General features: G+C 69.2%; 20 protein-coding genes and 3 rRNA genes. 14 read left to right on the top strand and 9 right to left on the bottom strand.

Annotation, left to right across the window (positions count from 1 at the left end):
• Positions 1-204 precede the first annotated feature (204 nt).
• A complete protein-coding gene (locus ACSP97_RS09055) occupies positions 205-411 on the top strand; it encodes a hypothetical protein (RefSeq protein ID WP_355153211.1) in 207 nt (68 codons plus the stop codon).
• A 78-nt stretch (positions 412-489) separates the two neighbouring features.
• A complete protein-coding gene (locus tag ACSP97_RS09050; protein ID WP_355153209.1) occupies positions 490-1,008 on the top strand; it encodes a SixA phosphatase family protein in 519 nt (172 codons plus the stop codon).
• Positions 1,009-1,077: 69 nt separating this feature from the next.
• On the opposite strand, the gene serB is transcribed toward ACSP97_RS09050, so the two are convergent.
• Positions 1,078-2,286, bottom strand: a complete 1,209-nt coding sequence (serB, locus tag ACSP97_RS09045; protein ID WP_440557050.1) for a phosphoserine phosphatase SerB — start codon at positions 2,284-2,286, stop codon at positions 1,078-1,080.
• 286 nt (positions 2,287-2,572) lie between these two features.
• Between serB and ACSP97_RS09040 the strand changes: the two genes are divergently transcribed.
• Entirely contained in the window at positions 2,573-5,191 is a 2,619-nt protein-coding gene (locus ACSP97_RS09040; protein ID WP_440557047.1) for an FHA domain-containing protein, read from the top strand.
• 77 nt (positions 5,192-5,268) lie between these two features.
• Here the strand turns inward: ACSP97_RS09040 and ACSP97_RS09035 are convergent, their stop codons facing one another.
• The 3 genes from ACSP97_RS09035 to ACSP97_RS09025 all read right to left on the bottom strand — a co-directional run bounded on the left by ACSP97_RS09035 (position 5,269) and on the right by ACSP97_RS09025 (position 8,101).
• Complete coding sequence (locus ACSP97_RS09035; RefSeq protein ID WP_355323147.1) at positions 5,269-6,027, bottom strand: transglycosylase SLT domain-containing protein; 759 nt, start codon at positions 6,025-6,027, stop codon at positions 5,269-5,271.
• 302 nt (positions 6,028-6,329) lie between these two features.
• Positions 6,330-7,409 carry an S-adenosylmethionine:tRNA ribosyltransferase-isomerase gene (locus tag ACSP97_RS09030; protein WP_355153202.1) on the bottom strand — a complete coding sequence of 360 codons (1,080 nt, stop codon included), beginning with the start codon at positions 7,407-7,409 and terminating at the stop codon, positions 6,330-6,332.
• Entirely contained in the window at positions 7,406-8,101 is a 696-nt protein-coding gene (locus tag ACSP97_RS09025) for an SDR family NAD(P)-dependent oxidoreductase (protein ID WP_440557043.1), read from the bottom strand. Before ACSP97_RS09025 ends, ACSP97_RS09030 begins: the two co-directional genes overlap by 4 nt.
• Positions 8,102-8,514: 413 nt before the next feature.
• On the opposite strand from ACSP97_RS09025, the gene ACSP97_RS09020 reads away from it, so the two are divergent.
• The 3 genes from ACSP97_RS09020 (at position 8,515) to ACSP97_RS09010 (ending at position 10,703) form a co-directional block, all read left to right on the top strand.
• Entirely contained in the window at positions 8,515-9,660 is a 1,146-nt protein-coding gene (locus ACSP97_RS09020) for a GAF domain-containing sensor histidine kinase (protein ID WP_440557041.1), read from the top strand.
• Positions 9,653-10,294 carry a response regulator gene (locus tag ACSP97_RS09015; RefSeq protein WP_440557036.1) on the top strand — a complete coding sequence of 214 codons (642 nt, stop codon included), beginning with the start codon at positions 9,653-9,655 and terminating at the stop codon, positions 10,292-10,294. Before ACSP97_RS09020 ends, ACSP97_RS09015 begins: the two co-directional genes overlap by 8 nt.
• Positions 10,295-10,463: 169 nt before the next feature.
• The gene (locus ACSP97_RS09010; RefSeq protein ID WP_355153336.1) at positions 10,464-10,703 is read left to right on the top strand and encodes a chaplin; all 240 of its coding nucleotides are present in this window, start codon (positions 10,464-10,466) and stop codon (positions 10,701-10,703) included.
• Positions 10,704-11,316: 613 nt separating this feature from the next.
• On the opposite strand, the gene ACSP97_RS09005 is transcribed toward ACSP97_RS09010, so the two are convergent.
• Positions 11,317-12,105 (bottom strand): hypothetical protein, encoded by a 789-nt coding sequence (locus ACSP97_RS09005; RefSeq protein WP_355153195.1) that lies wholly within the window; start codon positions 12,103-12,105, stop codon positions 11,317-11,319.
• Between the two features lie 150 nt (positions 12,106-12,255).
• Here ACSP97_RS09005 and ACSP97_RS09000 point away from each other — a divergent pair, with 150 nt between their 5' ends.
• From ACSP97_RS09000 to ACSP97_RS08990, 3 genes are all read left to right on the top strand, one after another.
• A complete protein-coding gene (locus ACSP97_RS09000) occupies positions 12,256-13,053 on the top strand; it encodes an ABC transporter ATP-binding protein (protein WP_180331704.1) in 798 nt (265 codons plus the stop codon).
• Positions 13,054-13,123: 70 nt separating this feature from the next.
• The gene (locus ACSP97_RS08995) at positions 13,124-13,555 is read left to right on the top strand and encodes an NfeD family protein (protein WP_355153192.1); all 432 of its coding nucleotides are present in this window, start codon (positions 13,124-13,126) and stop codon (positions 13,553-13,555) included.
• 125 nt (positions 13,556-13,680) lie between these two features.
• Complete coding sequence (locus ACSP97_RS08990; RefSeq protein ID WP_180331706.1) at positions 13,681-14,658, top strand: SPFH domain-containing protein; 978 nt, start codon at positions 13,681-13,683, stop codon at positions 14,656-14,658.
• 141 nt (positions 14,659-14,799) lie between these two features.
• On the opposite strand, the gene ACSP97_RS08985 is transcribed toward ACSP97_RS08990, so the two are convergent.
• The 3 genes from ACSP97_RS08985 to ACSP97_RS08975 form a co-directional block, all read right to left on the bottom strand.
• A complete protein-coding gene (locus ACSP97_RS08985) occupies positions 14,800-15,306 on the bottom strand; it encodes an HNH endonuclease (RefSeq protein WP_355153189.1) in 507 nt (168 codons plus the stop codon).
• A 167-nt stretch (positions 15,307-15,473) separates the two neighbouring features.
• Positions 15,474-16,013, bottom strand: coding sequence for a YbhB/YbcL family Raf kinase inhibitor-like protein (locus tag ACSP97_RS08980; protein WP_355153188.1), 540 nt, complete (start codon positions 16,011-16,013; stop codon positions 15,474-15,476).
• Positions 16,014-16,065: 52 nt separating this feature from the next.
• On the bottom strand, positions 16,066-16,848 hold the full coding sequence (locus tag ACSP97_RS08975) for a sporulation protein (RefSeq protein ID WP_355153187.1): 783 nt from the start codon (positions 16,846-16,848) through the stop codon (positions 16,066-16,068).
• Positions 16,849-16,961: 113 nt separating this feature from the next.
• Here ACSP97_RS08975 and ACSP97_RS08970 point away from each other — a divergent pair, with 113 nt between their 5' ends.
• The 5 genes from ACSP97_RS08970 (at position 16,962) to ACSP97_RS08950 (ending at position 25,467) form a co-directional block, all read left to right on the top strand.
• Entirely contained in the window at positions 16,962-17,612 is a 651-nt protein-coding gene (locus tag ACSP97_RS08970; protein ID WP_355323137.1) for a DNA-3-methyladenine glycosylase, read from the top strand.
• Positions 17,613-18,215: 603 nt separating this feature from the next.
• Positions 18,216-19,740: ribosomal RNA gene (locus tag ACSP97_RS08965) — 16S ribosomal RNA — on the top strand.
• Positions 19,741-20,042: 302 nt separating this feature from the next.
• Positions 20,043-23,161: ribosomal RNA gene (locus ACSP97_RS08960) — 23S ribosomal RNA — on the top strand.
• Between the two features lie 105 nt (positions 23,162-23,266).
• Positions 23,267-23,383 (top strand): 5S ribosomal RNA (gene rrf / locus ACSP97_RS08955).
• The 16S, 23S and 5S rRNA genes sit together here, the layout of an rRNA operon.
• 1,289 nt (positions 23,384-24,672) lie before the next feature.
• Positions 24,673-25,467 carry a tetratricopeptide repeat protein gene (locus ACSP97_RS08950; RefSeq protein ID WP_358303366.1) on the top strand — a complete coding sequence of 265 codons (795 nt, stop codon included), beginning with the start codon at positions 24,673-24,675 and terminating at the stop codon, positions 25,465-25,467.
• A 74-nt stretch (positions 25,468-25,541) separates the two neighbouring features.
• Here the strand turns inward: ACSP97_RS08950 and ACSP97_RS08945 are convergent, their stop codons facing one another.
• Positions 25,542-26,825, bottom strand: coding sequence for a DUF1015 domain-containing protein (locus ACSP97_RS08945; protein ID WP_358303235.1), 1,284 nt, complete (start codon positions 26,823-26,825; stop codon positions 25,542-25,544).
• Positions 26,826-26,899: the final 74 nt, after the last annotated feature.

Here is a 26,899-nt window from a genome sequence, read left to right as displayed (position 1 = left end):
CGCCCCGTGACGCCGATCGCCCCGGGCCCTTCCACCAGGGCGTTTCCGGCGGACGGTGGTGCTGGCCCCCCTGTCCCCTAGGGGGCAGGGGTCAGGGGTAACTGGGTGGAAAACCTGATGGGTTGGCGGCCACGGATTCCGTACCTTCGAGTGGTGACCGCACCGGGCGGTCACCGACCCGCTCGAAGGACCTCGGAGGCGATCATGTCCGCCCGCACCCACTTCCGGACCCACCCGGCGACCACGGGCGGCGCCGACATCCGGCTGCCCTGGTGGGCCCTCGCGCTGCCCGCGCTCGCCTTCGGCCTCCTGTTCCTGCTGATACTCAGCCCGTCCGGCGCGCACGCCGCAGCCTCCGACCCGGCCATACCCCGGCTCGTCGAGCACGCGCAGCAGCTGCTCGGGCACTGACCGAGACCCGCCGTACGCGGCCGGTTCGCGTGTCAACTCCCTGCGCCCTGTGGCCTGTTTCATGCGAAGCTGGGACGCATGAGCGTCGCAGAACCCCGCAGGATCGCCCTTTTCCGGCATGCGAAAGCCGACTGGCCCCAGGTGTCCGACCATGAGCGCCCGCTCGCCGAGCGGGGCCGCAAGGACGCGGCGGTCGCCGGACGCAAGCTGGCCGACTCCGGCCTCACCTTCGACCTGGCCCTGTGCTCCACCGCGACCCGGACCCGCGAGACCTGGAAGCTCGCCGTCCACGAGCTGGCGCACCGGCCGAAGACCGTCTACGAGGAGCGGATCTACGAGGCCTCGCCCGGCGAGCTGATCGCTCTGCTCAACGAGGTCCCGGACGAGGTGGCGACGGTGATCCTGATCGGCCACAACCCGGGAGTGCACGGCCTCGCCGAGATTCTTGCCGGCTCGGCCGACGACGAGGCCCGCGAGCGGATGAACCGGCGGGGCTTCCCCGCCGCCGCCTTCGCCCTGCTGTCCTTCGAGGGTCCCTGGAAGAGCCTGGAGCCGGGGGTGGCGACGCTGACCGGCTACTGGGCACCCTCGGAGTGACCCGGCCGACGGCGTCAGGGGCCCGGCGCGACCGGCCGGACCCTGGCGTACGGCGGCGGGGTGACGGGCTCAGTCCTCGTCGTGGGTGTCGGCCGCCTCGACCTCTTCCCGGGTGATGCCGAGGAGGTAGAGGACCGTGTCGAGGAAGGGAAAGTTCACCGCGGTGTGCGCCGCCTGGCGGACCACGGGCTTGGCGTTGAAGGCGACCCCCAGTCCGGCCGCGTTCAGCATGTCCAGGTCGTTGGCGCCGTCGCCGATCGCCACCGTCTGCGCCAGCGGCACCCCGGCCTCCGCGGCGAACCGGCGCAGCAGCCGCGCCTTGCCCGCGCGGTCCACGATCTCCCCGGTGACCCGGCCGGTCAGCTTGCCGTTCACGATCTCCAGCGTGTTCGCCTGGGCGAAGTCGAGACCCAGCCGCTCCCGCAGATCGTCGGTGACCTGGGTGAAGCCGCCGGAGACCACACCGACCTGGTAGCCGAGCCGCTTCAGGGTGCGGATCAGGGTGCGGGCGCCCGGGGTCAGCCGGATCTCGTTGCGCACCTTCTCCACCACCGAGGCGTCGAGACCCGCCAGCAGCGCGACGCGCGCGTGCAGGGACTGCTCGAAGTCCAGCTCGCCGCGCATCGCCGCCGCGGTCACCTCGGCGACCTTGTCCTCGCAGCCCGCGTGCGCCGCGAACAGCTCGATGACCTCGTCCTGGATCAGGGTGGAGTCCACGTCCATCACCACCAGGCGCTGCGCGCGGCGGTGCAGGCCCGCGGCGACCACCGCGATGTCCACACCCAGGGCCGCGGCGTCCTGCGCCAGCGCGGTGCGCAGCGGCTCGGTCTCCACGCCGGAGACCGCGAACTCCACGGCGGTCACGGGGTACTTGGCGAGCCGGAAGATACGGTCGATGTTGCCGCCGGCCTTGGCGATGCGGGCGGCGATGGCCGCGGTCGACTCGGCGGTGAGCGGATGGCCGAGAACGGTCACCAGGGAGCGCCCGAGGCCGCGCGGGCGGTTGTCGCCGTGGCCCGAGATGATCTCCGCCTGCATCTTCATCGACTCGGCCCAGCTGTGCACGGTGGCCCGCAGATCGCCCTCGATCCCGGCCGGCGGCTGGCTCACCAGCGCGCACAGCACCAGGCGTCCCCGCGTGACGACCTGCTCGATGTCGACCACGTCGACGGAGTACGCGGCAAGGGTGTCGAAGAGCCCGGCCGTGATGCCCGGCCGGTCCTTGCCGAAGATCTTGACGAGGAGAGTGGGGACCTCGGGGGTCTGCGCAGCATCCATGGTCCTCCCACCGTATCCGGCACCCCGTGCCGCCCGCCCGCGAGGTCCGCCTGACGGACACGGAACAATCGGTGGCGCCGGGGTGTCCGGGACGTTGCGGACAGCAGGCGTCGAACCCGCAACTCCCCACCTCCGCCCCCGGCGAGAGACGCGGCGGACGAGGGCGCTCCCGGCAAGCCCGGGTTTTGGTCAGGGGGGCGGGCCTGAAATAGTTCCCCACGATGTTCGACATCCCTAGACTCCCCGCGATGGGGGCAATTCGGGGGACAACTCAGTGGGGCATGGAGTGCCGGAACTCGTACTGGAAACAAACGGACGTACCTGGACGCTCGATCCGTCCAGGCCTTACACCCTGGGCAGGGATCCGCAGGGTGACATCGTCTTCGAAGACGCCAGGGTCTCCTGGCGGCACGCCACGGTCAGCTTCGACGGCCGCGGTTGGGTCATCGAGGACCACGGCAGCACCAACGGCACGTATCTGCGGGGGCAGCGGATCCAGCGGTCCGAGATAGGCCCGGGCGTCTCGCTGCACCTCGGCAACGCGACCGACGGGCCGCGGCTGGATCTCGCCGGTGCCGCGATCGCCGCCGGCCTGCCGCAGCAGCCGCAGGCGCAGCAGGCGCAGCAGGCGCCGTACGCCCAGGACGCGGGCGCCGCGGCCTGGGCCCAGCAGCCCGCCCAGCCGGCTCACCAGGCGCCCGCCGCGCCCGCGCACCAGGCGCCCGCCCAAGCCGTGCCCCACCAGGCACCCGCCGCCCAGGCCCCGGGCCCCGGCTGGCAGCAGGCGCCGCAGGCCGCCCAGCAGGCCGCCGCCTTCCCGCAGCAGCAGGCCGGACCCGGTGCCGCCCACCCGAAGCCGGCGGCCGGGCCGGTGCACGGGGACCGCAGCCCGACCACGTTCCACCAGTTCTCGCTCGGCCGGGTGATGCGCATCGGCCGTGCCCTGGAGAACGAGCTGGTCGTCTCGGACCTCCAGGTCTCCCGGCACCACGCGGAGTTCCACTCGACACCCGACGGCCGCTTCGAGATCCGCGACCTCGGCTCGCACAACGGCACGTACGTCAACGGTCACCCGGTGCCCAAGGGCGGCTCGGTGCAGCTCGGCCCGGCCGACATCGTCGGCGTCGGCCACTCCACCTTCCGGATCGTCGGCGACCGCCTCGAGGAGTTCGTCGACACCGGTGAGGTCTCCTTCTCCGCGCGCCATCTGACTGTGACGGTCGACGGCGGCAAGCAGATCCTGAAGGACGTCTCCTTCGGCGTCCCGGAGAAGTCCCTGGTCGCGGTCATCGGCCCGTCCGGCTCCGGCAAGTCCACGCTGCTCAAGGCGCTCACCGGCTACCGGCCCGCCAACCAGGGCGAGGTGCTGTACGACAACCGGAACCTGTACAAGCAGTTCGCCGAGCTGCGCCAGCGCATCGGCCTGGTCCCGCAGGACGACATCCTGCACAAGGAGCTGAGCGTCCGGAAGGCCCTGAAGTACGCGGCCAAGCTGCGCTTCCCGGCCGACACCACCGCGCAGGAGCGCGACGCGCGCATCGACGAGGTGCTGCGCGAGCTGAAGCTCGACATCCACAAGGACAAGAAGGTCACCTCCCTGTCCGGCGGTCAGCGCAAGCGCGTCTCGGTCGCCCTGGAGCTGCTGACCAAGCCGTCGCTGATCTTCCTGGACGAGCCGACCTCGGGCCTGGACCCGGGCATGGACCGCGATGTCATGCAGTTGCTGCGCGGCCTCGCCGACGACGGCCGCACCGTGCTCGTCGTCACCCACTCGGTGGCCGAGCTGGCGCTGTGCGACAAGCTGCTGGTGATGGCGCCGGGCGGCGCGGTGGCCTACTTCGGCCCGCCGGAGGAGGCGCTGAACTTCTTCGGCTACGACAGCTGGGCCGACGTGTTCTCCGCGTTCGAGAACTACCGCGACTACGACTGGGCGGGCCGCTGGAAGGGCTCGCAGCACTACACGATGTACGCGGCGGACATCGACGCCGTGGCCCCGCAGGCCGCGCACACGCAGCCGCAGGTCGTCAAGCCGCCGAAGCCGCAGGCCTGGGGCTCGCAGCTGCTCACCCTCATCCGGCGCTATGTGTCGGTCATCGTCTCCGACAAGGGCTTCCTGGCGCTGACGGTGATCCTGCCCGCGGTGCTCGGCTCGGTCAGCCTGCTGATCAACCACGATCACGGGCTGCTGGTCAACCCGAAGATCGACCCGCGCACCGGCTTGCACGCCCCCAACGGCACCGCCACCACCGTGCTGCTGATCCTCGCGGTCGGCGCGTGCTTCGCGGGCGCCGCCAACTCCGTGCGTGAGCTGATCAAGGAACGGGTGATCTACGAGCGGGAGCGGGCGACCGGGCTGTCCCGGTCGGCCTACCTGATGTCCAAGGTGGTCGTGCTCGGCACCGTCACCGTGCTCCAGGGCCTGATGGTCGGCCTGATCGGTTTCTCCTCCCGGGAGATCCCGGACCAGGGCGTGATCCTCGGCGGCTCGACCCTGTTCGAGCTGTGCCTGCCCATCATGGCGCTCGGCTTCACCTCGATGATGGTCGGCCTGGTGATCTCCTCGCTGGTGAAGACCGCCGAGAAGACCATGCCGCTGCTGGTGATGTTCGCGATCATCCAGGTCGTCTTCACCGGCTGCCTGTTCACCCTGCACGGCACGCTCGGCGTCAACGAGTTCTCGTACTTGATGCCCTCGCGCTGGGCGGTGGCCGCGGCCGGCGCCACGCTCGACTTCAACGACATCGCCCCGAACAGCGACGACCCGGGCAGCACCGACCCGCTGTGGAACCACACCGCCTCGGCCTGGAGCCTGGGCATGATCGTGCTGATCGCGCTCGGCGTGATCTGCGGCTTCTTCGTCTCCCGCTTCCTGCGCCGCCACGAACCCGAGGTCATGCGCAAGTAGCCCCCGGTACGTCGAGAAGGGCGGCACCCCGCAACGGGGTGCCGCCCTTCGGCGTGCGTCAGAGGTCCGCGCCGACCTCAGTACGCGCTGTTGACGTTGTCCATCGAGCCGTAGCGGTGGGCCGCGTAGTTGCAGGCGGCGGTGATGTTGGCGACCGGGTCGTAGATGTTCCACGAGGTGCCGGGCACGTGGTACGTGTTGAAGGTGGGCTGGATCACCTGGAGCAGGCCCTTGGACGGGATGCCGTTGCGGGCGTTGATGTCCCAGTTGTTGATGGCCATCGGGTTGCCCGAGGACTCCCGCATGATGTTGCGGTGCAGGCCGCTGTAGCTGCCCGGGATGCCCTTGGCGCGCATGATGTCCAGGGACTGGCGGATCCAGCCGTCGAGGTTGTTCGCGTAGGTCTTCGCGGCGACGGTCTGCATCTGCGGGCGCTGCGCGGAACGGTTCGCGGCCTGCTTGGCGGTGCGCTCCTGCGCGGCCTTCTTGGCGGCGGCGTCGGCGGCGGCCTTCTTCGCGGCGGCCTCGGCGCGCTGCTTGGCGACGAGCTGGTCGGCGGCCTTCTTCTGCGCGGCGATCGCGTCGAGCTTGATGTTCTGCGTGCCGGCCCGGTCGGTGATCGGACCCTTGACGCTCGTCAGCGGGGCGTCCTGGGTGGCGACCTTGGCGACCTGGGCGGCGGTGGCGGGAGAACCGGTGGTGACCGTGTCCGCGTTGCCGGGGATGGCCGACAGGGCGATGGCGGCGGTGCCGAGAGCGGCGACACCGGCGACGGCGATCTTGTGCTGCTTGGTCAGGTTCCGACTATGAGCACGACTGAGGATGTTCTTGGGCATAGCTGTGGACCTCTTCGATAGCGCGGAGGTCGCTCCTGCGTCCGCCGGGGGAATCGGTTCCTCCCGCACAAAAGCCGCGGGTTGAACCCACGGCGCTGAGCGACGGAAGCAATTCTTAGCGGGCGCAAAATGCCCTGGCAAAGATGTGACGTACGATCCAAGGTAGTGGATCAGGTAAGGGCAAAACGGGACAGATTGGACCATCTGTCCCGTTCATGCGGGGGTGTTTATCTCCTATGCACTTTCGTACGTGATGTGGGCCCTATGCGCGGGCTCACAGCCGGGGCAGAGAGTTCTCACCGTTAGTTGCCATCGCAACGCACGCTGTGAGTGCCCTCCTCCGGAAGGAGGAGATGGACGTCCCCGAACTCGTGCCACAGGTAGAGCCCGCGCAGCGCCTCCTCGTAGGCCCGGTCCACCGCGGCCCGCCCGGCGATCGCCCGCAGCATCAGCAGATGCGAGGCCTCCGGCTCGTGCAGCCCGGTCAGCAGCCCGTCCACCACCCGCACCCCGCGCTCGGGCGTGACCACCAGATCCGTCCACCCCCCGGCCGCCCGCACCACCCCGTCCGGCCCCGCGGCCGACTCCAGTGCCCGCACGGCCGTCGTCCCCACGGCGATCACCCGGCCACCCCCGGCCGCCACCGCGTTCACCAGCCGCGCCGACGACTCCGGCACCGAGAACCGCTCCGGGTACGGCGGCTCGTGCGCCTCCGCCGACGCCACCCCCGTGTGCAGCGTGACCCGCGCGAACCCCACCCCCCTGCGCACCAGCTCCGCCACCAGCCGCGCGGTGAAGGGCCGCGCCGCGCTCGGCATCTCCGCGCTGCCCGCCCCGTCCGGCGACGGCAGCGCGAACAGCGTCTGGTACGCCGACAACGGCTGGTCCCGCTCCGTGTAGGAGTAACGGATGGGCCGCCCGTGCTCCCGCAGCAGCTCCAGCACCCGGCCGCCCACGGCCCGCGCCCACCACAGCCGCTCCCCGCGCGCGCTCACCGGCTCCTCGACCACCAGCCGCGCCCCACCCGCCAGCACCACCTCGCTCCCCGCACGCGTGCCCGTACGCGCGCGCGTGGTTCCCCTTCCATCCGGCTCCCGCAGCTCCACCGCCCAGCGCCCGTCGTCCCCGCGGGTGGAGAAGTGCACCACCACCCGGCCCGGCCCGATCCGCCCGTCCACCGCCGCGGCCAGCGTCGGCGAGGTGTTCACCACCAGCAGGTCCCCGGCCCGCAGCAGCGACGGCAGCTCCCGGAACGCGTGGTGCGCGACCCGTGTCCCGTGCGACACCAGCAGCCGTACGTCGTCCCGGTCCCGGCCCGGCCCCCGCTGCTCGGCCGGCACCCGCGCCGAGCGCTCCGGCGGCACCCGCACCACCGTGCTCATCGGCCCGCCACCAGCGCCCGCGCCGCGTACCGCCCGCTGGCCGGCCGCTCCGCCAGCAGCCGCAGGAACCCGGGTACGACGGCGGCGGGCGCCACTCCCAGGTCCTCCTCGTCCGGCACCGCCGCCGCGTGCAGCTCGGTCGCCATGTCCCCCGGATCCACCGCCCACACCCGCAGGCCCGGCTCCTCCACCGCCAGCACCGCCGCCAACTGCTCCAGGGCCGCCTTGGAGGCGCCGTAACCGCCCCAGGTCCCGTACGCCTCCACCGCCGCGTCCGAACCCACCGCGATCACCGCGCCCGCCGCCGACGCCCGCAGCAGCGGCAGCGCCTCCTGGACCAGGCCCAGCGCGGCGGTCACATTCACCTCCAGCGCCCGCCGCAGCCCCGTCAGCGGCAGCTCCGCCAGCCGCACCAGCGGCTCGGCGCCGAGCGCGCTCGCGTTGTTCACCAGCACATCGATCCCGCCCAGCTCCCGGGCCGCGGCCACCAGCGCGGCCCGGTGCCCGGCGTCCGTGACGTCCCCGGGCAGCGCCACCACCCGGGTGCCGTGCGTACCGACGGCCGCCGCGGCCTCCCGCAGCGCCGCCGCGCCGCGCGCGTCCAGCACCAGGTCCCAGCCGAGCCCGGCCAGCGCCTCGGCGAGCGCCCGCCCCAGCCCCTTCGAAGCCCCCGTGATGATCCCTACCGGCATGACCAACCATCCCCTTGTCGCCGTCCGCCCGCTCGGGCGGTGGGGATCAACCTAGAAACGCACCCCGCGCCACCGCCTCGGCCGCGAGCCGCAGAGCCGACGGTCCCTTCGGCGTACATCACCGGACCGGGGCTCCGGTCCTGGGCCGTCCGCCCTAGGGCCTGTCTTCCGGATCTTGTCGGGGTCGCGGGGGCTGGCACGCACATCTGCGGCGTTGTCGTCACTCGCCGACGCTCCGCGTCGACTCCCTCCTCCGCCTTGCATCTGCACGCACCAGCCCCCGCTCGGCTCGGCTGGAAGGTTCCGTTGGCCCGGGCCGACCTGATCCGGCAGAAAGGCCCTAGGTCCAGCGGCCGGGCCCCGTGCCGCGGCGGGCCGATCCGCCCGGCCCGCCCCGCCGGTACCGTGAGGACATGAGTCACGGCCCCCGGTCCGGCCTCGCCGCGGTGAGTTCCGCGCTGCTGGCCATGAGCAGACACCTGGAGACACGCGACGTCCTCAAGACGATCGTCGCCTCCGCCCGCGAGCTGCTCGACGCGCAGTACGCCGCCCTCGGCGTCCCCGACGACCACGGCGGCTTCGCCCAGTTCGTGGTGGACGGCGTCAGCGACGCCCAGTGGAAGGCGATCGGCCCGCTGCCCCGCCAGCACGGCATCCTCGCCGCGATGCTGCACGAGGCCCGCCCCCAGCGTCTCGCCGACGTGCGCCGGGACCCCCGCTTCGAGGGCTGGCCGCAGGCCCACCCCGACATGGTCGACTTCCTCGGCCTGCCCATCCGCGCCGACGACGAGGTCATCGGCGCCCTGTTCCTCGCCAACAAGAACTGTCCCAAGCCGGACGGCGGCTGCGGCTTCACCGAGGAGGACGAGGAACTACTCGCCCTGCTCGCCCAGCACGCCGCGATCGCCCTCACCAACGCCCGCCTCTACGAGCGCAGCCGCGAACTCACCATCGCCGAGGAGCGCTCCCGGCTCGCGCACGAACTGCACGACGCGGTCAGCCAGAAGCTCTTCTCGCTGCGCCTGACCGCTCAGGCCGCCGCCGCCCTCGTCGACCGCGACCCCGCGCGCGCCAAGGGCGAACTCCACCAGGTCGCCGCGCTCGCCGCCGAAGCCGCCGACGAACTGCGCGCCGCCGTCGTGGAGTTGCGGCCCGCGGCCCTGGACGAGGACGGACTGATCGCCACCCTGCGCACCCAGATCCAGGTCCTCGACCGCGCCCACAGCGCCCGCGTCACCTTCACCGGCGCCGGCTACCGGGCGCTGCCCGCCGCCCAGGAGGAGGCCGTGCTCCGGGTGGCCCAGGAGGCCCTGCACAACGCGCTGCGCCACGCCCGTGCCGAGCACGTCGACGTCAGCGTGGAGCGGCGCGGCGGCGGCGCCGTGCTGCGCGTGGCCGACGACGGCGACGGCTTCGACCCGGCCGCGGTGGGCCGCGCCGGACGGCACCTCGGGCTGGTCTCGATGCGCGACCGGGCGAGCGGGGTCGGCGGCACGCTGACCGTGGAATCGGCGCCCGGCAAGGGCACCACGATCGAGATGGAGGTTCCCGGTGGCTGAGCCCATCAAGGTGCTGATCGTCGACGACCACCAGGTCGTCCGCCGGGGCCTGCGCACCTTTCTGGAGGTGCAGGATGACATAGTCGTCGTCGGCGAGGCGGCCGACGGCGCCGAGGGGGTCGAGCGCGCCGGGGAACTGAGCCCCGACGTCATCCTCATGGACGTCCGGATGCCGGGCACGGACGGCATCGACGCGCTGCGCCGGCTGCGCGAACTCGCCAACCCCGCACGGGTGTTGATCGTCACCAGCTTCACCGAGCAGCGCACCGTGGTGCCCGCCCTGCGCGCGGGCGCCGCGGGATACGTGTACAAGGACGTCGATCCCGACGCCCTGGCCGGCGCCATCCGCTCCGTGCACGCCGGGCACATCCTGCTCCAGCCCGAGGTCGCGGGCGCGCTGCTGTCCCAGGAGGAGGCGAACTCCGGTCAGGGCAGGGGTGGTTCGCTCACCGAGCGGGAGCGGGAGGTGCTGGGCCTGATCGCGGACGGCCGTTCCAACCGGGAGATCGCCCGTGCGCTGGTGCTGTCGGAGAAGACCGTCAAGACGCATGTCTCCAACATCCTGATGAAGCTCGACCTCGCCGACCGCACCCAGGCCGCGCTGTGGGCCGTACGGCACGGGGTGAGCGGCTGAGCCGACCCCACGGCGCGTCAACCTGGCGCCGCGTAGACACTCCCGTCCGGGCTGAGATTCATACCGTCGTGGGAATGTCACCCGGATGGCGCATCCCCTGGCGAGCTCCGCCGTTCTCCAGTGCGTGCCACGGAGAACCGCCGTGGCGAAGCTCAAGAGGGGTTGGAAAGTGAAGAACCTGAAGAAGGCAGTGGCCGTGACGATGGTGGCGGGTGGCCTCGTGGCCGCCGGTGCCGGCCTGGCCTCCGCCAACAGCCAGGCGGCCGGTGCGGCGCAGGGCTCCCCGGGCGTGGGCTCGGGCAACGCCATTCAGGCCCCGGTGCACGTCCCGGTGAACGCGGTCGGCGACAGCGTCAACGTCATCGGCGTGCTGAACCCGGCCTTCGGCAACCTCGGCCTCAACCACTGAGGAACCACCGCGTCGCCGTCGTCTGAGGCACAGGCCCCCCGGTCCAGCGGGGGGCCTTGTCGCGTCGCCGGACCGCACGAGTCCCGGCGCCCCGCGGCCCCGAATCGGGCCGGTCGGCCCCAACGCACTGCCTCCCCGTTGCCCCGGCGGGCCGGCCGCTCCCACCCGCGGCAGCCACGCCCCGGAACCGACAGCCCCGGACCCGGCCGGTCGTCGTACGCCGGGCTTCGGGCCCCGCGGGTCCGCCAACAGAGGTACCTCGGCTGCTCCCGGGCCCACTCGCTCGTCGTACACCGGGTCCCGGGCCCCCGGCCAGGCCCCCACTACAGGGGCACCCCAGCCGCCCACCAAGCCAGGCCGCCCGTCCGCGCCCCCGGCCGCCGTCCCCTGGGTGGGCACCGGCCCGGTCCCCGGCCGCCGCACGAGCGCCGCCCCCGGGCCCGCCCGCTCGTCCTACGCCGGCCTTGGGCCCCCGCCGGTCCGCCTGCAGAGGAACCTCGGCCACCCCCGAGCCCGGCCGCTCGTCCTGCGCCGTCCCCGGCCGCCGCGAGCCCCCCTTCCCATCACCCCCGATCAAAGCCCCCGCTCACCCCCCCGCCAAAGCCCCGCAGGGTCACCGCACGCCCCGCTCCCGTTCTTCCACGATCGAGTTGTACGCCGCCACCTGCGCCCGGCGGGCCGTGCGTTCCACGGGGCGCAGGGCCTCGGTGCGGGCGGAGATCTCGGCGGCGGTGACCGCGGCGCCGTGGCCGTTGTCCTCGGCCAGGGAGATCAGGAAGGCGACCCGTTGGGCCAGCTCCAGGACGCGCACCGCGCGCGGCGGATAGCCCGGGGCCAGGACCTCGCGGCCGCGCTCCGCCCGGGCCCGGTACGCGTCGATCGCCGCCTGCGCCACCGGGCCCGACGCGGCGACGTCCAGCCGGGCGAGCACCGCCGTCGCGTCCCGCAGCGCCTCCGCCAGCTCGCGTTCCGCCTCGCCGAGGGAGGGCACGTCCGCGGGCGGGGCCTCCCGCACCGGCAGCACCTGCCAGACCACCTCGGCATGGACGTCACCGGCCGGCCCCGCCTCGTACGGCTCGGGCACCAGACCGAGCGCCGCACCGAAACAGACCACCGCCTCCTCCGCCTCCAGCGCCCGCGCGTTGAACTCCGGCGGACCGCTGAGCCCCAGCGGATGCCCCGGCGCCGGCAGCGCCACCCGCAGCCCCGTCGCCCCCAGCGCCCGCAGCCGCCCCAGCGCGAGCGTGAGCCCGACCGGCGCCGGCTCCCCGGGCAGCCCCGCCACCCGGTGCACCGTGTCGTCGCCCACAATGGCGAGCGCTGCGTCATCCGGAGAGACAAGTCCGGCCAGAAGGGCATTTCCCCAGGCGGCGAGGCGCCCTGAACGTGGTTCCGTGAGCATGCCCCCACCCTAAGGACCGGACCGATGGAATGGACCGGTGCACTCGTGGCGTAGATTTCATATGGGCTGCGCCCACCGGCGCGGCGGACCGAGCCACAGGCGTACGCGACAGCCGGAACCGGCCACACTGCAAGGGGAGACAACGCGCTCATGAGCGATGTTCTGGAGCTTCAGGACGTATCCGTGGTCCGTGAGGGCCGGGCTCTGGTGGACCAGGTCTCCTGGTCGGTGAAGGAGGGCGAACGCTGGGTCATCCTCGGTCCCAACGGCGCCGGCAAGACCACCCTCCTGAACGTCGCCTCCAGCTACCTCTACCCCACCAAGGGCTCCGTCACCATCCTCGGCGAGACCCTGGGCAAGCCCGGCACCGACGTCTTCGAGCTGCGCCCCCGCGTCGGCGTGGCCGGCATCGCCCTGGCCGAAAAGCTCCCCAAGCGCCAGACGGTCTTCCAGACGGTCCTCACCGCCGCCTACGGCATGACCGCCGGCTGGCACGAGGAGTACGAGGACGTGGACGAGCAGCGCGCCCGCGCCTTCCTCGACCGCCTCGGCATGAGCGACTACCTCGACCGCCGCTTCGGCACCCTCTCCGAGGGCGAGCGCAAGCGCACCCTCATCGCCCGCGCCCTGATGAGCGACCCCGAGCTGCTGCTCCTGGACGAGCCCGCCGCCGGCCTCGACCTCGGCGGCCGCGAGGACCTCGTGCGCCGCCTGGGCCGGCTCGCCCGCGACCCCATCGCACCCTCGATGATCATGGTCACGCACCACGTCGAGGAGATCGCCCCCGGCTTCACCCACGTCCTGATGATCCGTCAGGGCAAGGTCCTCACCGCCGGCCCGATCGAGCTGGAACTGACCTCCCGCAACCTCTCCCGCTGCTTCGGCCTGCCGCTCGTCGTCGAGCAGGTCGGCGACCGCTGGACCGCGCACGGCCTGCCCCTGTCCTGACCCCGCGCAAACCGGCCCCGCCCCTCAACGCGCCCTGTCCGCGGCCCGAACGGGGCCCTACGATGACCACGTGAACGACATCGACGCATGGGTGTGGTGGCTCGTCGGCGCGGCGGCGCTCGGAATCCCGCTCGTCGTCACCGCCATGCCCGAGTTCGGCATGCTCGCGGTGGGGGCCGTCGCGGCCGCCGTCGCCGCCGGTCTCGGCCTCGGCGCGGTCGTCCAGGTGCTCACGTTCCTCGTCGTCTCCGTCGCCCTCATCGCCGTGGTACGGCCCATCGCGGCCCGGCACGGCCGGCAGAGCCCCCGACTCGCCACCGGCGTGGAGGCGTTGAAGGGCAGACAAGCCGTCGTCCTGGAGCGGGTCGACGGCTCCGGCGGCCGCATCAAGCTCGCCGGGGAGATCTGGTCGGCGCGCGCCCTGGACTCCGGCCGGGCCTACGAGGCGGGCCAGGAGGTGGACGTCGTGGACATCGAAGGAGCCACCGCGATCGTCATCTGAGCGATCCTGCCCACGAGTTGGGCCGGGGTCTGTCAGACTCGACGGGCAAGATCCTTTGAACAGCACGAGCAACAGGCACGAGATCGTCCGAAGGCGCCCAGGCGGAGAGGGGTACGGGGAACACGATGGAACCGGTCATCATCGTCCTGATCATTCTGGTGGTGTTGGTCTTCATCGCCCTGATCAAGACCATCCAGGTCATCCCACAGGCCAGCGCGGCCATCGTCGAACGCTTCGGCCGCTACACACGGACCCTGAACGCGGGCCTGAACATCGTGGTCCCGTTCATCGACACCATCCGCAACCGGATCGACCTGCGTGAACAGGTCGTGCCGTTCCCGCCCCAGCCGGTGATCACCCAGGACAACCTGGTCGTCAACATCGACACCGTCATCTACTACCAGGTGACGGACGCCCGCGCGGCCACCTACGAGGTCGCCAGCTACATCCAGGCGATCGAGCAGCTCACCGTCACCACGCTGCGCAACATCATCGGCGGCATGGACCTGGAACGCACCCTGACCTCCCGCGAGGAGATCAACGCCGCCCTGCGCGGCGTCCTGGACGAGGCCACCGGCAAGTGGGGCATCCGCGTCAACCGCGTCGAGCTGAAGGCCATCGAGCCCCCGACCTCCATCCAGGACTCGATGGAGAAGCAGATGCGCGCCGACCGCGACAAGCGCGCCGCGATCCTCACCGCCGAGGGCACCCGCCAGGCCGCGATCCTCACGGCCGAGGGCGAGAAGCAGTCCCAGATCCTGCGCGCCGAGGGTGAGGCCAAGGCCGCCGCCCTGCGCGCCGAGGGCGAAGCCCAGGCCGTGCGCACCGTCTTCGAGGCCATCCACGCCGGCGACCCCGACCAGAAGCTCCTGTCGTACCAGTACCTCCAGATGCTCCCGAAGATCGCCGAGGGCGACGCCAACAAGCTCTGGATCGTCCCCAGCGAGATCGGCGACGCCCTCAAGGGCCTCTCCGGCGCCATGGGCAACTTCGGCCCCCTCGGCGGCGGGGGCAACGGCGGCAACGGCAACGGCGGCGCCACCCTCCCGGCCCAGAACAACGGCCCGGCGACGGAACGCCGGGAGAAGCCCAGCATCGACTGAGGACCACCACACGAACACCGGCACCCTGCCCGCGCCCCTCACGGACGCGGGCAGGGTGCACGATCACGCGGGAACGGACGACGGCCGGCCAGGCAGAACCCGCGGCCGCCGGGGAACGTCACGAGATGTCACCGTGCCCGGTCAGGCGGCATCCTGGGCCAGCCAGTCGGGCAGCGCCGCGAAGTCCTCGGCGCCCAGCGCCAGCAGCATCGCGTCCGCCGGCGTCGGCTCGAACGGAGCCCTCAGCAACGTCATCCCGGCCTCCTCCGGAGTCCGGTCCGCCTTGCGGTGGTTGTCCTCCGCGCACGCCGCCACCGTGTTCAGCCACGTGTCCTGGCCGCCCCGCGCCCTCGGCACCACATGATCCACCGTCGTCGCCCTGCGCCCGCAGTACACGCACCGGTGCCGGTCCCGCACCAGCACCCCCCGCCGCGACCACGGCGCTTGTCTTCGGAACGGCACCCGTACGTACCGGCACAGCCTGATCACCCGGGGCGCCGGCATGTCCACCTCGGCCCCGCGCATCCGCAGTTCGGGATGGGCCTGCTCGACCACCGCCTTGTCCTGGAGCACCAGGACGACGGCTCGGTTGAGAGTCACCGTAGACAGCGGCTCGAAGCTCGCGTTCAGCACCAACGTGTCACGCATCCAGCCCACCTCCCGTGTGCAACCGCCCACCCCCCGGCGGGCTTGGCTCAACTCTGGACGGGCGCGCCGAGATGGACAACGCAATAAAAATGCCCGTCTCCGATCTCTTCCAAGACCGGAGACGGGCAAACGTTCCGTGAACGCTCGGCTGGTGCGACGTGCCGTGCTCAGCCCTGCGCGGGGTTCTCGTACTCGCCGATGAGCTGCGCCCGCGCGAGCGTGTGGAACCGCAGGTTGAAGCCGACGACGGCCGGCGACGCGTCCGCGTCCGGACCCAGCTTCTCCTGGTCGACCGCGTACACGGTGAAGACGTAGCGGTGCGGGCCGTCCCCGGGCGGCGGCGCGGCACCGCCGAAGTCCTTCGTCCCGTAGTCGTTGCGCGCGTGCACGGCGCCCTCGGGCAGCCCCTCGAACTTGCCGCTCCCCGCGCCCGCGGGCAGCTCCGTCACCGAGACCGGGATGTCGAACAGCACCCAGTGCCAGAACCCGCTGCCGGTCGGCGCGTCCGGGTCGTAGCAGGTCACGGCGAAGCTCTTGGTCTCGGGCGGGAAGCCCTCCCACCGCAGCTGCGGCGAGGTGTTGCCCTCCGCGTGCACCTGAGCGCTCTTCAGCGTCGCGCCCTCCTCGACGTCCGCGCTCGTCACCGTGAACGACGGCACGGGCGGATGGAAGTCATGGGGGAGCGGCCGCCTCTTGAGCTCGGTCACCTCGGTACCTCCTGATCGATGATCTGGAACCAGCAGTTCCCGAGCCTAGGCCCTAAAACCAGTTGCGCCTGCTGCCGACCTCGGACAGCCACTGGTTGAGGTACGCCGCCCAGTCGGTCCCCTGCCAGTCGTGCAGCCCCACCTGGAAGGACCGGTAGGTGTCCGAGCCCTCGCTGAACAGGCCGGGCTTCTTGTCCATCTCCAGCACGACGTCCATGGCGTGCCCGTCGGCGACGAAGCTCAGCTCCACCTGGTTCAGCCCCCGGTACTGCTGCGGCGGGTGGAACTCGATCTCCTGGTAGAACGGCAGCGTCTGCCGGGTGCCCCGGATGTGGCCGCGCTCCATGTCAGCGCTCTTGAAACGGAAGCCCAGCTGGATGAACGCGTCGAGGATCGCCTGCTGCGCCGGCAGCGGGTGCACGTTGATCGGGTCGAGGTCGCCGGAGTCCACGGCGCGGGCGATCGCCAGCTCGGTGGTCACACCGATGTGCATCCCGCGCAGCGCCTGCCCGTCGATCATCGTGACCGGTGTCTCCCAGGGGATCTCCAGCCCGAACGGCACCGCGTGCAGGGCACCGGCCTGGAGCTCGAAGGCACCACCGAGCCGCACCTTGGTGAACTCGATGTCCTGCTTGTACTCCTGGTCGCCGCTCTCGACCTCGACCCGCGCCTGAAGCCCGACGGAGAGACCCTCGATCGCCTGGTTCACGGAGCCGCCCTGGATCCGCACCTCCCCCTGGACCACGCCGCCCGGTACGACGTTGACCTCGGTCAGCACCGTATCGACGGAGGCCCCGCCGGCCCCGAGGCTCGCGAGCAGCTTCTTGAACGCCATTGACTCTCCCTTTACGAACGGACCTCGCCCCTACATACGCGCGCCGCCCCCTGGCCGGTTCCGCCCTGGTCATGACCCGTCGGCACCACTCCCGTGGACTACCCTCGGAGGGCATGATCGCGCCCCCGGACCGTATGCCACTGCCCCGTGCCTTCTTCGACCGCCCGGTCCTCGAGGTCGCACCCGACCTCCTCGGCCGCGTCCTGGTGCGCACGACGCCCGACGGCCCGATCGCGGTACGCCTCACCGAGGTCGAGGCGTACGACGGCCAGAACGATCCCGGCTCCCATGCCTACCGGGGCCGCACCGCCCGCAACGCCGTGATGTTCGGCGAACCGGGCCACGTGTACGTCTACTTCACCTACGGCATGTGGCACTGCATGAACCTCGTCTGCGGACCCGAGGGCACCGCGAGCGCCGTGCTGCTGCGCGCCGGCGAGATCGTCGAGGGCGCGGAACTCGCCCGCAAGCGCCGCCCCTCGGCCCGCAACGACAAGGAACTGGCCAAAGGCCCGGCCCGCCTCGCCACCGCGCTGGAGGTCGACCGCGCCCTGGACGGCACGGACGCCTGCGCCTCCGGCGAGACGCCGATGCGGGTACTGACCGGCACCCCGGTCCCCGCCGCGCAGGTACGGAAGGGGCCGCGCACCGGGGTCGCCGGTGAGGGCGGGAGGGGCGACATCCACCCCTGGCGCTACTGGGTCGCCGACGACCCGACGGTGAGCCCGTACCGGGCCCACGTCCCCAGGCGCAGGCGAAGTTGACTCGCACCCGGAAGATGCGTAATGTATCCCGAGCCGCTGAACCGGGTACGGCGATCGCCTGCAGCCGGAGCGGCAAACCCACTACCTAGCTCCAACCCCTTCACCGGGGTCGTTTTCGACGTGTCCGCACGTGCGAATTCGAAGCCGAGAGACTCGATTATGAGCCTCCCTGCGAATGAGCTAAAGTAGCGAATGTCGAAAGGGCCGCGGCGAAAGCCAAAAGCCCCGAGGCAATCCCGCCGACCGGGAATCGGACGCCGAAAGGATCTGATAGAGTCGGAACCGCCGGAAAGGGAAACGCAGAAGCGGGAACCTGGAAAGCACCGAGGAAATCGGGTCGAGAAAAGATCTGATAGAGTCGGAAACACCGAAGGGAAGCGCCCGGAGGAAAGCCCGAAAGGGTGAGTACAAAGGAAGCGACCGTTCCTTGAGAACTCAACAGCGTGCCAAAAGTCAACGCCAGATATGTTGATACCCCGTCCATCGGATCACCGATGGTCGAGGTTCCTTTGAAAAAACACAGCGAGGACGCTGAGGACCGAGGGGACTATTCCTCCTCTTGGTTCCGCTCCCGTGTGTGTCTCACCGGATTACCGGTAAACATTCACGGAGAGTTTGATCCTGGCTCAGGACGAACGCTGGCGGCGTGCTTAACACATGCAAGTCGAACGATGAAGCCCTTCGGGGTGGATTAGTGGCGAACGGGTGAGTAACACGTGGGCAATCTGCCCTGCACTCTGGGACAAGCCCTGGAAACGGGGTCTAATACCGGATATGACCGTCTTGGGCATCCTTGATGGTGTAAAGCTCCGGCGGTGCAGGATGAGCCCGCGGCCTATCAGCTTGTTGGTGAGGTAATGGCTCACCAAGGCGACGACGGGTAGCCGGCCTGAGAGGGCGACCGGCCACACTGGGACTGAGACACGGCCCAGACTCCTACGGGAGGCAGCAGTGGGGAATATTGCACAATGGGCGAAAGCCTGATGCAGCGACGCCGCGTGAGGGATGACGGCCTTCGGGTTGTAAACCTCTTTCAGCAGGGAAGAAGCGAGAGTGACGGTACCTGCAGAAGAAGCGCCGGCTAACTACGTGCCAGCAGCCGCGGTAATACGTAGGGCGCAAGCGTTGTCCGGAATTATTGGGCGTAAAGAGCTCGTAGGCGGCTTGTCACGTCGGTTGTGAAAGCCCGGGGCTTAACCCCGGGTCTGCAGTCGATACGGGCAGGCTAGAGTTCGGTAGGGGAGATCGGAATTCCTGGTGTAGCGGTGAAATGCGCAGATATCAGGAGGAACACCGGTGGCGAAGGCGGATCTCTGGGCCGATACTGACGCTGAGGAGCGAAAGCGTGGGGAGCGAACAGGATTAGATACCCTGGTAGTCCACGCCGTAAACGGTGGGCACTAGGTGTGGGCAACATTCCACGTTGTCCGTGCCGCAGCTAACGCATTAAGTGCCCCGCCTGGGGAGTACGGCCGCAAGGCTAAAACTCAAAGGAATTGACGGGGGCCCGCACAAGCGGCGGAGCATGTGGCTTAATTCGACGCAACGCGAAGAACCTTACCAAGGCTTGACATACACCGGAAAGCATTAGAGATAGTGCCCCCCTTGTGGTCGGTGTACAGGTGGTGCATGGCTGTCGTCAGCTCGTGTCGTGAGATGTTGGGTTAAGTCCCGCAACGAGCGCAACCCTTGTCCCGTGTTGCCAGCAGGCCCTTGTGGTGCTGGGGACTCACGGGAGACCGCCGGGGTCAACTCGGAGGAAGGTGGGGACGACGTCAAGTCATCATGCCCCTTATGTCTTGGGCTGCACACGTGCTACAATGGCCGGTACAATGAGCTGCGATACCGTGAGGTGGAGCGAATCTCAAAAAGCCGGTCTCAGTTCGGATTGGGGTCTGCAACTCGACCCCATGAAGTCGGAGTCGCTAGTAATCGCAGATCAGCATTGCTGCGGTGAATACGTTCCCGGGCCTTGTACACACCGCCCGTCACGTCACGAAAGTCGGTAACACCCGAAGCCGGTGGCCCAACCCCTTGTGGGAGGGAGCTGTCGAAGGTGGGACTGGCGATTGGGACGAAGTCGTAACAAGGTAGCCGTACCGGAAGGTGCGGCTGGATCACCTCCTTTCTAAGGAGCACTTCTTACCGGGCTTGCCTGGTCAGAGGCCAGTACATCAGCGAATGTCTGATGCTGGTTGCTCATGGGTGGAACGTTGACTACTCGGCACTTTTCGGATGGCTCTTCTTCCTAGTACTGCTTCGGCGTGGAACGGATGAGAGGGCAGCGGAGGGTGTCGGGCACGCTGTTGGGTGTCTGAGGGAATGATCTTCTCCTCAGTCGCCGGCCCCAGTGCACTCACCGGTTTTGCTGGTGGGGTGATGGGTGGCTGGTCGTTGTTTGAGAACTGCACAGTGGACGCGAGCATCTGTGGCCAAGTTTTTAAGGGCGCACGGTGGATGCCTTGGCACCAGGAACCGATGAAGGACGTGGGAGGCCGCGATAGTCCCCGGGGAGTCGTCAACCAGGCTTTGATCCGGGGGTTTCCGAATGGGGAAACCCGGCAGTCGTCATGGGCTGTCACCCGCTGCTGAACACATAGGCAGTGTGGAGGGAACGAGGGGAAGTGAAACATCTCAGTACCCTCAGGAAGAGAAAACAACCGTGATTCCGGGAGTAGTGGCGAGCGAAACCGGATGAGGCCAAACCGTATGCGTGTGAGACCCGGCAGGGGTTGCGTGTGCGGGGTTGTGGGATCTCTCTTCTACGGTCTGCCGGCCGTAGGGCGAGTTAGAAACCGTTGATGTAGGCGAAGGACATGCGAAAGGTCCGGCGTAGAGGGTAAGACCCCCGTAGTCGAAATGTCAGCGGCTTGCTTGAGAGACACCCAAGTAGCACGGGGCCCGAGAAATCCCGTGTGAATCTGGCGGGACCACCCGCTAAGCCTAAATATTCCCTGGTGACCGATAGCGGATAGTACCGTGAGGGAATGGTGAAAAGTACCCCGGGAGGGGAGTGAAATAGTACCTGAAACCGTGTGCCTACAAGCCGTGGGAGCGTCGGAAATACTTCGGTGTTTCTCGTGACTGCGTGCCTTTTGAAGAATGAGCCTGCGAGTTTGCGGTGTGTTGCGAGGTTAACCCGGGTGGGGAAGCCGTAGCGAAAGCGAGTCCGAATAGGGCGTTTTTAGTAGCACGCTCAAGACCCGAAGCGGAGTGATCTAGCCATGGGCAGGTTGAAGCGGAGGTAAGACTTCGTGGAGGACCGAACCCACCAGGGTTGAAAACCTGGGGGATGACCTGTGGTTAGGGGTGAAAGGCCAATCAAACTCCGTGATAGCTGGTTCTCCCCGAAATGCATTTAGGTGCAGCGTCGTGTGTTTCTTGCCGGAGGTAGAGCACTGGATAGGCGATGGGCCCTACCGGGTTACTGACCTTAGCCAAACTCCGAATGCCGGTAAGTGAGAGCGCGGCAGTGAGACTGTGGGGGATAAGCTCCATGGTCGAGAGGGAAACAGCCCAGAGCATCGACTAAGGCCCCTAAGCGTACGCTAAGTGGGAAAGGATGTGGAGTCGCACAGACAACCAGGAGGTTGGCTTAGAAGCAGCCACCCTTGAAAGAGTGCGTAATAGCTCACTGGTCTAGTGATTCCGCGCCGACAATGTAGCGGGGCTCAAGCGTACCGCCGAAGTCGTGTCATTGCAGCATTAGGGCCAACGCCTGCTGTGATGGGTAGGGGAGCGTCGTCTGCCGGGTGAAGCAGCACCGGAAGGTAGTTGTGGACGGTTGACGAGTGAGAATGCAGGCATGAGTAGCGATTCACACGTGAGAAACGTGTGCGCCGATTGACTAAGGGTTCCTGGGTCAAGCTGATCTGCCCAGGGTAAGTCGGGACCTAAGGCGAGGCCGACAGGCGTAGTCGATGGATAACCGGTTGATATTCCGGTACCCGCTGTGAAGCGTCAAACATCGAGCATCGTGATGCTAAGGCCGTGAAGCCGCCCCGGAGCCTTCGGGCAAAGGGGAGTGGTGGAGCCGCTGAACCAAGCGGTTAGTAGGTGAGTGATGGGGTGACGCAGGAAGGTAGTCCATCCCGGGCGGTGGTTGTCCCGGGGTAAGGGTGTAGGCCGCAAGGTAGGCAAATCCGCCTTGCATACGGCTGAGACCTGATGCCGAGCCGATTGTGGTGAAGTGGATGATCCTATGCTGTCGAGAAAAGCCTCTAGCGAGTTTCATGGCGGCCCGTACCCTAAACCGACTCAGGTGGTCAGGTAGAGAATACCGAGGCGTTCGGGTGAACTATGGTTAAGGAACTCGGCAAAATGCCCCCGTAACTTCGGGAGAAGGGGGGCCACACCTGGTGATGATCTTTACGGTCTGAGCTGGGGGTGGCCGCAGAGACCAGCGAGAAGCGACTGTTTACTAAAAACACAGGTCCGTGCGAAGCCGTAAGGCGATGTATACGGACTGACGCCTGCCCGGTGCTGGAACGTTAAGGGGACCGGTTAGCTCCACTTCGGTGGGGCGAAGCTGAGAACTTAAGCGCCAGTAAACGGCGGTGGTAACTATAACCATCCTAAGGTAGCGAAATTCCTTGTCGGGTAAGTTCCGACCTGCACGAATGGCGTAACGACTTCTCGACTGTCTCAACCATAGGCCCGGTGAAATTGCACTACGAGTAAAGATGCTCGTTTCGCGCAGCAGGACGGAAAGACCCCGGGACCTTTACTACAGTTTGATATTGGTGTTCGGTTCGGCTTGTGTAGGATAGCTGGGAGACTGTGAAGCGGCCACGCCAGTGGTTGTGGAGTCGTCGTTGAAATACCAGTCTGGTCGTGCTGGATGTCTAACCTGGGTCCGTGATCCGGATCAGGGACAGTGTCTGATGGGTAGTTTAACTGGGGCGGTTGCCTCCTAAAGGGTAACGGAGGCGCCCAAAGGTTCCCTCAGCCTGGTTGGCAATCAGGTGTTGAGTGTAAGTGCACAAGGGAGCTTGACTGTGAGACCGACGGGTCGAGCAGGGACGAAAGTCGGGACTAGTGATCCGGCGGTGGCTTGTGGAAGCGCCGTCGCTCAACGGATAAAAGGTACCCCGGGGATAACAGGCTGATCTTCCCCAAGAGTCCATATCGACGGGATGGTTTGGCACCTCGATGTCGGCTCGTCGCATCCTGGGGCTGGAGTCGGTCCCAAGGGTTGGGCTGTTCGCCCATTAAAGCGGTACGCGAGCTGGGTTTAGAACGTCGTGAGACAGTTCGGTCCCTATCCGCTGTGCGCGTAGGAGTCTTGAGAAGGGCTGTCCCTAGTACGAGAGGACCGGGACGGACGAACCTCTGGTGTGCCAGTTGTTCTGCCAAGGGCATGGCTGGTTGGCTACGTTCGGGAGGGATAACCGCTGAAAGCATCTAAGCGGGAAGCCTGCTTCGAGATGAGGACTCCCACCCACTTGATGGGGTAAGGCTCCCAGTAGACGACTGGGTTGATAGGCCGGATCTGGAAGCCAGGTAACTGGTGGAGGTGACCGGTACTAATAGGCCGAGGGCTTGTCCTCAGTTGCTCGCGTCCACTGTGTAAGTTCTGAGGCAACGAACGGTTGCCGGCTCAGAGCAGAACGCATAACTACAAAGTGTGCTTGTTCGCTCGAAACCATTAGGGTTTCGGTGGTTATAGCGTGAGGGAAACGCCCGGTTACATTCCGAACCCGGAAGCTAAGCCTCACAGCGCCGATGGTACTGCAGGGGGGACCCTGTGGGAGAGTAGGACGCCGCCGAACAATCTTTGGAGGACCCCTGGTCCCAGCGTTCAGCTGGGACCAGGGGTCCTTTCGTTTTTACAATGCTTGCTGTACCGAAGACAGGAGTCACCATGTCCACCAACTCTCCCGACGACCGACCGGAGCGCGACCAGCGGCGACGGGACAGTGGTGACCGGGGCGACCGCGGCGGCTACCGCGGCGACCGTGGTGACCGCGGTGGCTTCCGTCGCGACGACCGTCGCGATGACAACCGTGGCGGCGGCTACGGCCGGCGCGACGACGACCGCGGTGACCGCGGTGGGTTCCGGCGCGACGACCGCCGTGACGACAACCGCGGTGGCGGCTACGGCCGGCGCGACGACCGGGACCGTGGTCCGCGCCGTGACGACCGGGGCGACCGTGGCTTCCGCCGCGACGACGACCGCGGCGGTTTCCGCCGTGACGACCGTCGCGATGACCGCCGTGACGAGCGTCCGTCGTTCCGCCGCGACGACTCCCGCCCCTCCTACCGCCGTGACGACGACCGCGGCGACCGCGGCGGCTTCCGCCGTGACGACCGCCGCGACGACAACCGCGGTGGCGGCTACGGCCGCCGCGACGACAACCGCGGTGGCGGCTACGGCCGCCGCGACGACAACCGCGGTGGCTTCCGCCGTGACGACGACCGCGGCGACCGCGGCGGGTTCCGGCGCGACGACCGCCGTGAGGACAACCGCGGTGGCGGCTACGGCCGCCGCGACGACCGTCGGGACGACCGCCGCGAGGGCGAGCGTTCCTCGCGTCCGTCGTTCCACCGGGACGACCGGGACCGTGGTCCGCGCCGTGACGACCGGGGCGACCGTGGCTTCCGCCGCGACGACGACCGCGGCGGCTTCCGCCGTGACGACCGCCGCGATGACCGCCGTGACGAGCGTCCGACGTACCGCCGCGACGACTCCCGCCCCTCCTACCGTCGCGACGACGACCGGGGTGACCGCGGCGGTTTCCGCCGTGACGACCGCCGCGATGACCGCCGTGACGAGCGTCCGACGTTCCGCCGCGACGACTCCCGCCCCTCCTACCGTCGCGACGACGACCGCGGTGACCGCGGCGGCTTCCGCCGTGACGACAACCGCGGTGAGCGCGGCGGCTTCCGCGGCCGGGACGACCGAGGCGGCCGTGGACCCCGTCGCGACGACCGCGGCGGCCGCCCGGGTGGCTTCCGTGGACGTGACGGGCGCGACGACCGCCGTGGCGACGACCGCCGTGGCGGTGGCCGCTTCCGCGACGACCGTGACCGCGACCGCGATCGCGAGCCGATCAAGCGGCTGCCGATCCCGGAGGACGTCACCGGCGACGAGATCGACAAGGACGTCAAGCAGGAGCTGCAGAGCCTGCCCAAGACGCTCGCCGAGGACGTCGCCCGCAACCTGGTGATGGTCGCCCGGCTGATCGACGAGGACCCCGAGGGCGCCTACGGCTACTCCAGGGTCGCGCTGCGCCTCGCCTCCCGAGTGGCCGCCGTGCGCGAGGCCGCCGGATTCGCCGCGTACGCGAACCAGAAGTACAGCGAGGCCCTCGCCGAGTTCCGGGCCGCCCGGCGGATGACCGGCACCGTGGAACTGTGGCCGGTGATGGCCGACTGTGAACGAGGGCTCGGCCGCCCGGAGAAGGCACTGGACATGGCCGGCGCCCCGGAGGTGCACAAGCTGGACAAGGCCGGCCAGGTCGAGATGCGGCTGGTCGCGGCCGGTGCCCGGCGTGACATGGGCCAGCTGGACGCGGCCATCGTCACCCTCCAGAGCTCCGAGCTCGCCTCGAACTCCGTCCAGCCGTGGACCGCGCGCCTGCGCTACGCCTACGCCGACGCCCTGCTGGCGGTCGGCCGGCGGGACGAGGCACGGGAGTGGTTCGCGAAGGCCGTCGAGGCCGACCGGGACGGCAGCACCGACGCCTCCGACCGGCTCGCCGAGCTGGACGGCGTGGAGTTCGTGGACGCCCTGGACGAGCACGAGGACGAGCACGAGCACGAGGACAAGGGCGAGCACGAGGACGAGGGCGAGAACGGCACTGGCGGCGAGCCCGCCGACGCCGCCCCGCAGGAGGACGGCGACAAGGACTGACGCGCGTCCGTGAGATGACGGAAGGGGGCGGGTTCCCGGTGGAACCCGCCCCCTTCCGTCATGTCCGGGGGCCCTCAGATCTCCAGGGCCCGCAGCACCAGTCCCGACGCCGGCTTCGGCCCGAACGACGTCGACTTGCGCGGCACCGTCACGCCCTGGCGGGCCAGATCGCGCACGACCTCCTCGCGCACCGGGTGCATCAGCACGGCCGTACCGCCGTCACGCTCCGCCTTCGCGACGGTCGCGGCCGTGTCGTGGATGTAGGCGATATGGGCGGGAGAGTCCTCGGGGATGTGCCAGACGTGCTCCAGCAGGGTCGCGTGCAGCACCGTCGCGTCCATGGAACGCCAGGCGGCCGGGCGGTCGGCCGGCACCGTGCGGGCCAGCAGCTCGGGGTCCGGCCGGTCCAGCAGATGGAAGGCGCCGTCACCGGCCAGCAGGAAGGCGTTGCCCGCGCAGGACGCGTCGGCCAGCGCCGCCAGCGCCTCGGCCAGCGGCACCCCCAGGTGCCGCACCCGGAACAGGCCCTCCACGGCGGCCAGCGCGTCCGCCACCGGCAGACCGTGCAGCAGGCGGTGGATGGCGCGGACGCGCAACGGATAGCGGGCCGTGTCGACCAGCAGGACCAGGCCGTAGTCCCAGGGGCCCGGGGTCCGCTGCTCGGCGCGCAGCCGCAGATAGGTGGCCCAGCGGTGGTGGCCGTCGGCGATCAGCGCCTGGTGGTGGGACAGGTCGTCCTGGACGCGGGCCACGTCGGCGGCGTCGGTGACGGCCCACAGCCGGTGCCGGACACCGTCCTCGGTGGTGGTGGCCAGCAGCGGGGGCTTCTCCACGGTGCGTTCCACGACCTCGGCGGCGGTGCCGTCGCCGCGGTAGCTCAGCAGCAGCGGCTCCAGGTTGGCGCGGGTGGCGCGCAGCAGGGCGGCGCGTTCCGCGACCACGGGAGGCATGACGTCCTCGTGCGGCAGCACCACGCCCTCGGCCGGTTCGGAGACCCGCAGGGCGCCGATGACGCCGCGCTGGAGCGTGCCGTCGCCGTCCTGCTGCTCGTACACGTACAGGGCGGGTTCCGGGTCCGCGGCGAGGACGCCCTCGTCCAGCCAGCGGCGCAGGGTGTCGGCGGCCTGCTCGGTGCGGGCGCTGGGGGTGCCCGCCTCGGGGAGGATCAGCCGGACGATGTTGTACGGGTCCGCCGACTGGAGGTGGTGCACCCCGTCGGGCCGTACGACGACGTCGTACGGAGGGGAGGTGACGGAGGCCAGGCTGCCGACCCGGTCGGGGTCGTAACGAAGGCCGCGGAACGGGGTGAGTTCCAGGCCCCGGCGCGCCATTGCTTCCGAGTGACCTGCAGTGTCCATCCCGGCATCGTACGTGTGCCGGCGGTATGCGGGATGATCGGGGGAAAGGCGAGTGAACGAGGAGAGACACGCAT

The organism is Streptomyces sp. SCPE 10 (genome assembly GCF_051980735.1).
In the GTDB taxonomy this organism is placed as follows: domain Bacteria; phylum Actinomycetota; class Actinomycetes; order Streptomycetales; family Streptomycetaceae; genus Streptomyces; species Streptomyces misionensis.
Note: the sequence above shows the minus strand (reverse complement) of the source record. Positions and strands in the feature narration are given on the sequence as shown.

Coding starts and splice junctions, on each gene's coding strand:
- ACSP97_RS09055 (WP_355153211.1), top strand. CDS start 205: ATGTCCGCCCGCACCCACTTCCGGACCCACCCGGCGACCACGGGCGGC.
- ACSP97_RS09050 (WP_355153209.1), top strand. CDS start 490: ATGAGCGTCGCAGAACCCCGCAGGATCGCCCTTTTCCGGCATGCGAAA.
- serB (WP_440557050.1), bottom strand. CDS start 2,286: ATGGATGCTGCGCAGACCCCCGAGGTCCCCACTCTCCTCGTCAAGATC.
- ACSP97_RS09035 (WP_355323147.1), bottom strand. CDS start 6,027: ATGCCCAAGAACATCCTCAGTCGTGCTCATAGTCGGAACCTGACCAAG.
- ACSP97_RS09030 (WP_355153202.1), bottom strand. CDS start 7,409: ATGAGCACGGTGGTGCGGGTGCCGCCGGAGCGCTCGGCGCGGGTGCCG.
- ACSP97_RS09025 (WP_440557043.1), bottom strand. CDS start 8,101: ATGCCGGTAGGGATCATCACGGGGGCTTCGAAGGGGCTGGGGCGGGCG.
- ACSP97_RS09020 (WP_440557041.1), top strand. CDS start 8,515: ATGAGTCACGGCCCCCGGTCCGGCCTCGCCGCGGTGAGTTCCGCGCTG.
- ACSP97_RS09005 (WP_355153195.1), bottom strand. CDS start 12,105: ATGCTCACGGAACCACGTTCAGGGCGCCTCGCCGCCTGGGGAAATGCC.
- ACSP97_RS09000 (WP_180331704.1), top strand. CDS start 12,256: ATGAGCGATGTTCTGGAGCTTCAGGACGTATCCGTGGTCCGTGAGGGC.
- ACSP97_RS08990 (WP_180331706.1), top strand. CDS start 13,681: ATGGAACCGGTCATCATCGTCCTGATCATTCTGGTGGTGTTGGTCTTC.
- ACSP97_RS08985 (WP_355153189.1), bottom strand. CDS start 15,306: ATGCGTGACACGTTGGTGCTGAACGCGAGCTTCGAGCCGCTGTCTACG.
- ACSP97_RS08975 (WP_355153187.1), bottom strand. CDS start 16,848: ATGGCGTTCAAGAAGCTGCTCGCGAGCCTCGGGGCCGGCGGGGCCTCC.
- ACSP97_RS08970 (WP_355323137.1), top strand. CDS start 16,962: ATGATCGCGCCCCCGGACCGTATGCCACTGCCCCGTGCCTTCTTCGAC.
- ACSP97_RS08945 (WP_358303235.1), bottom strand. CDS start 26,825: ATGGACACTGCAGGTCACTCGGAAGCAATGGCGCGCCGGGGCCTGGAA.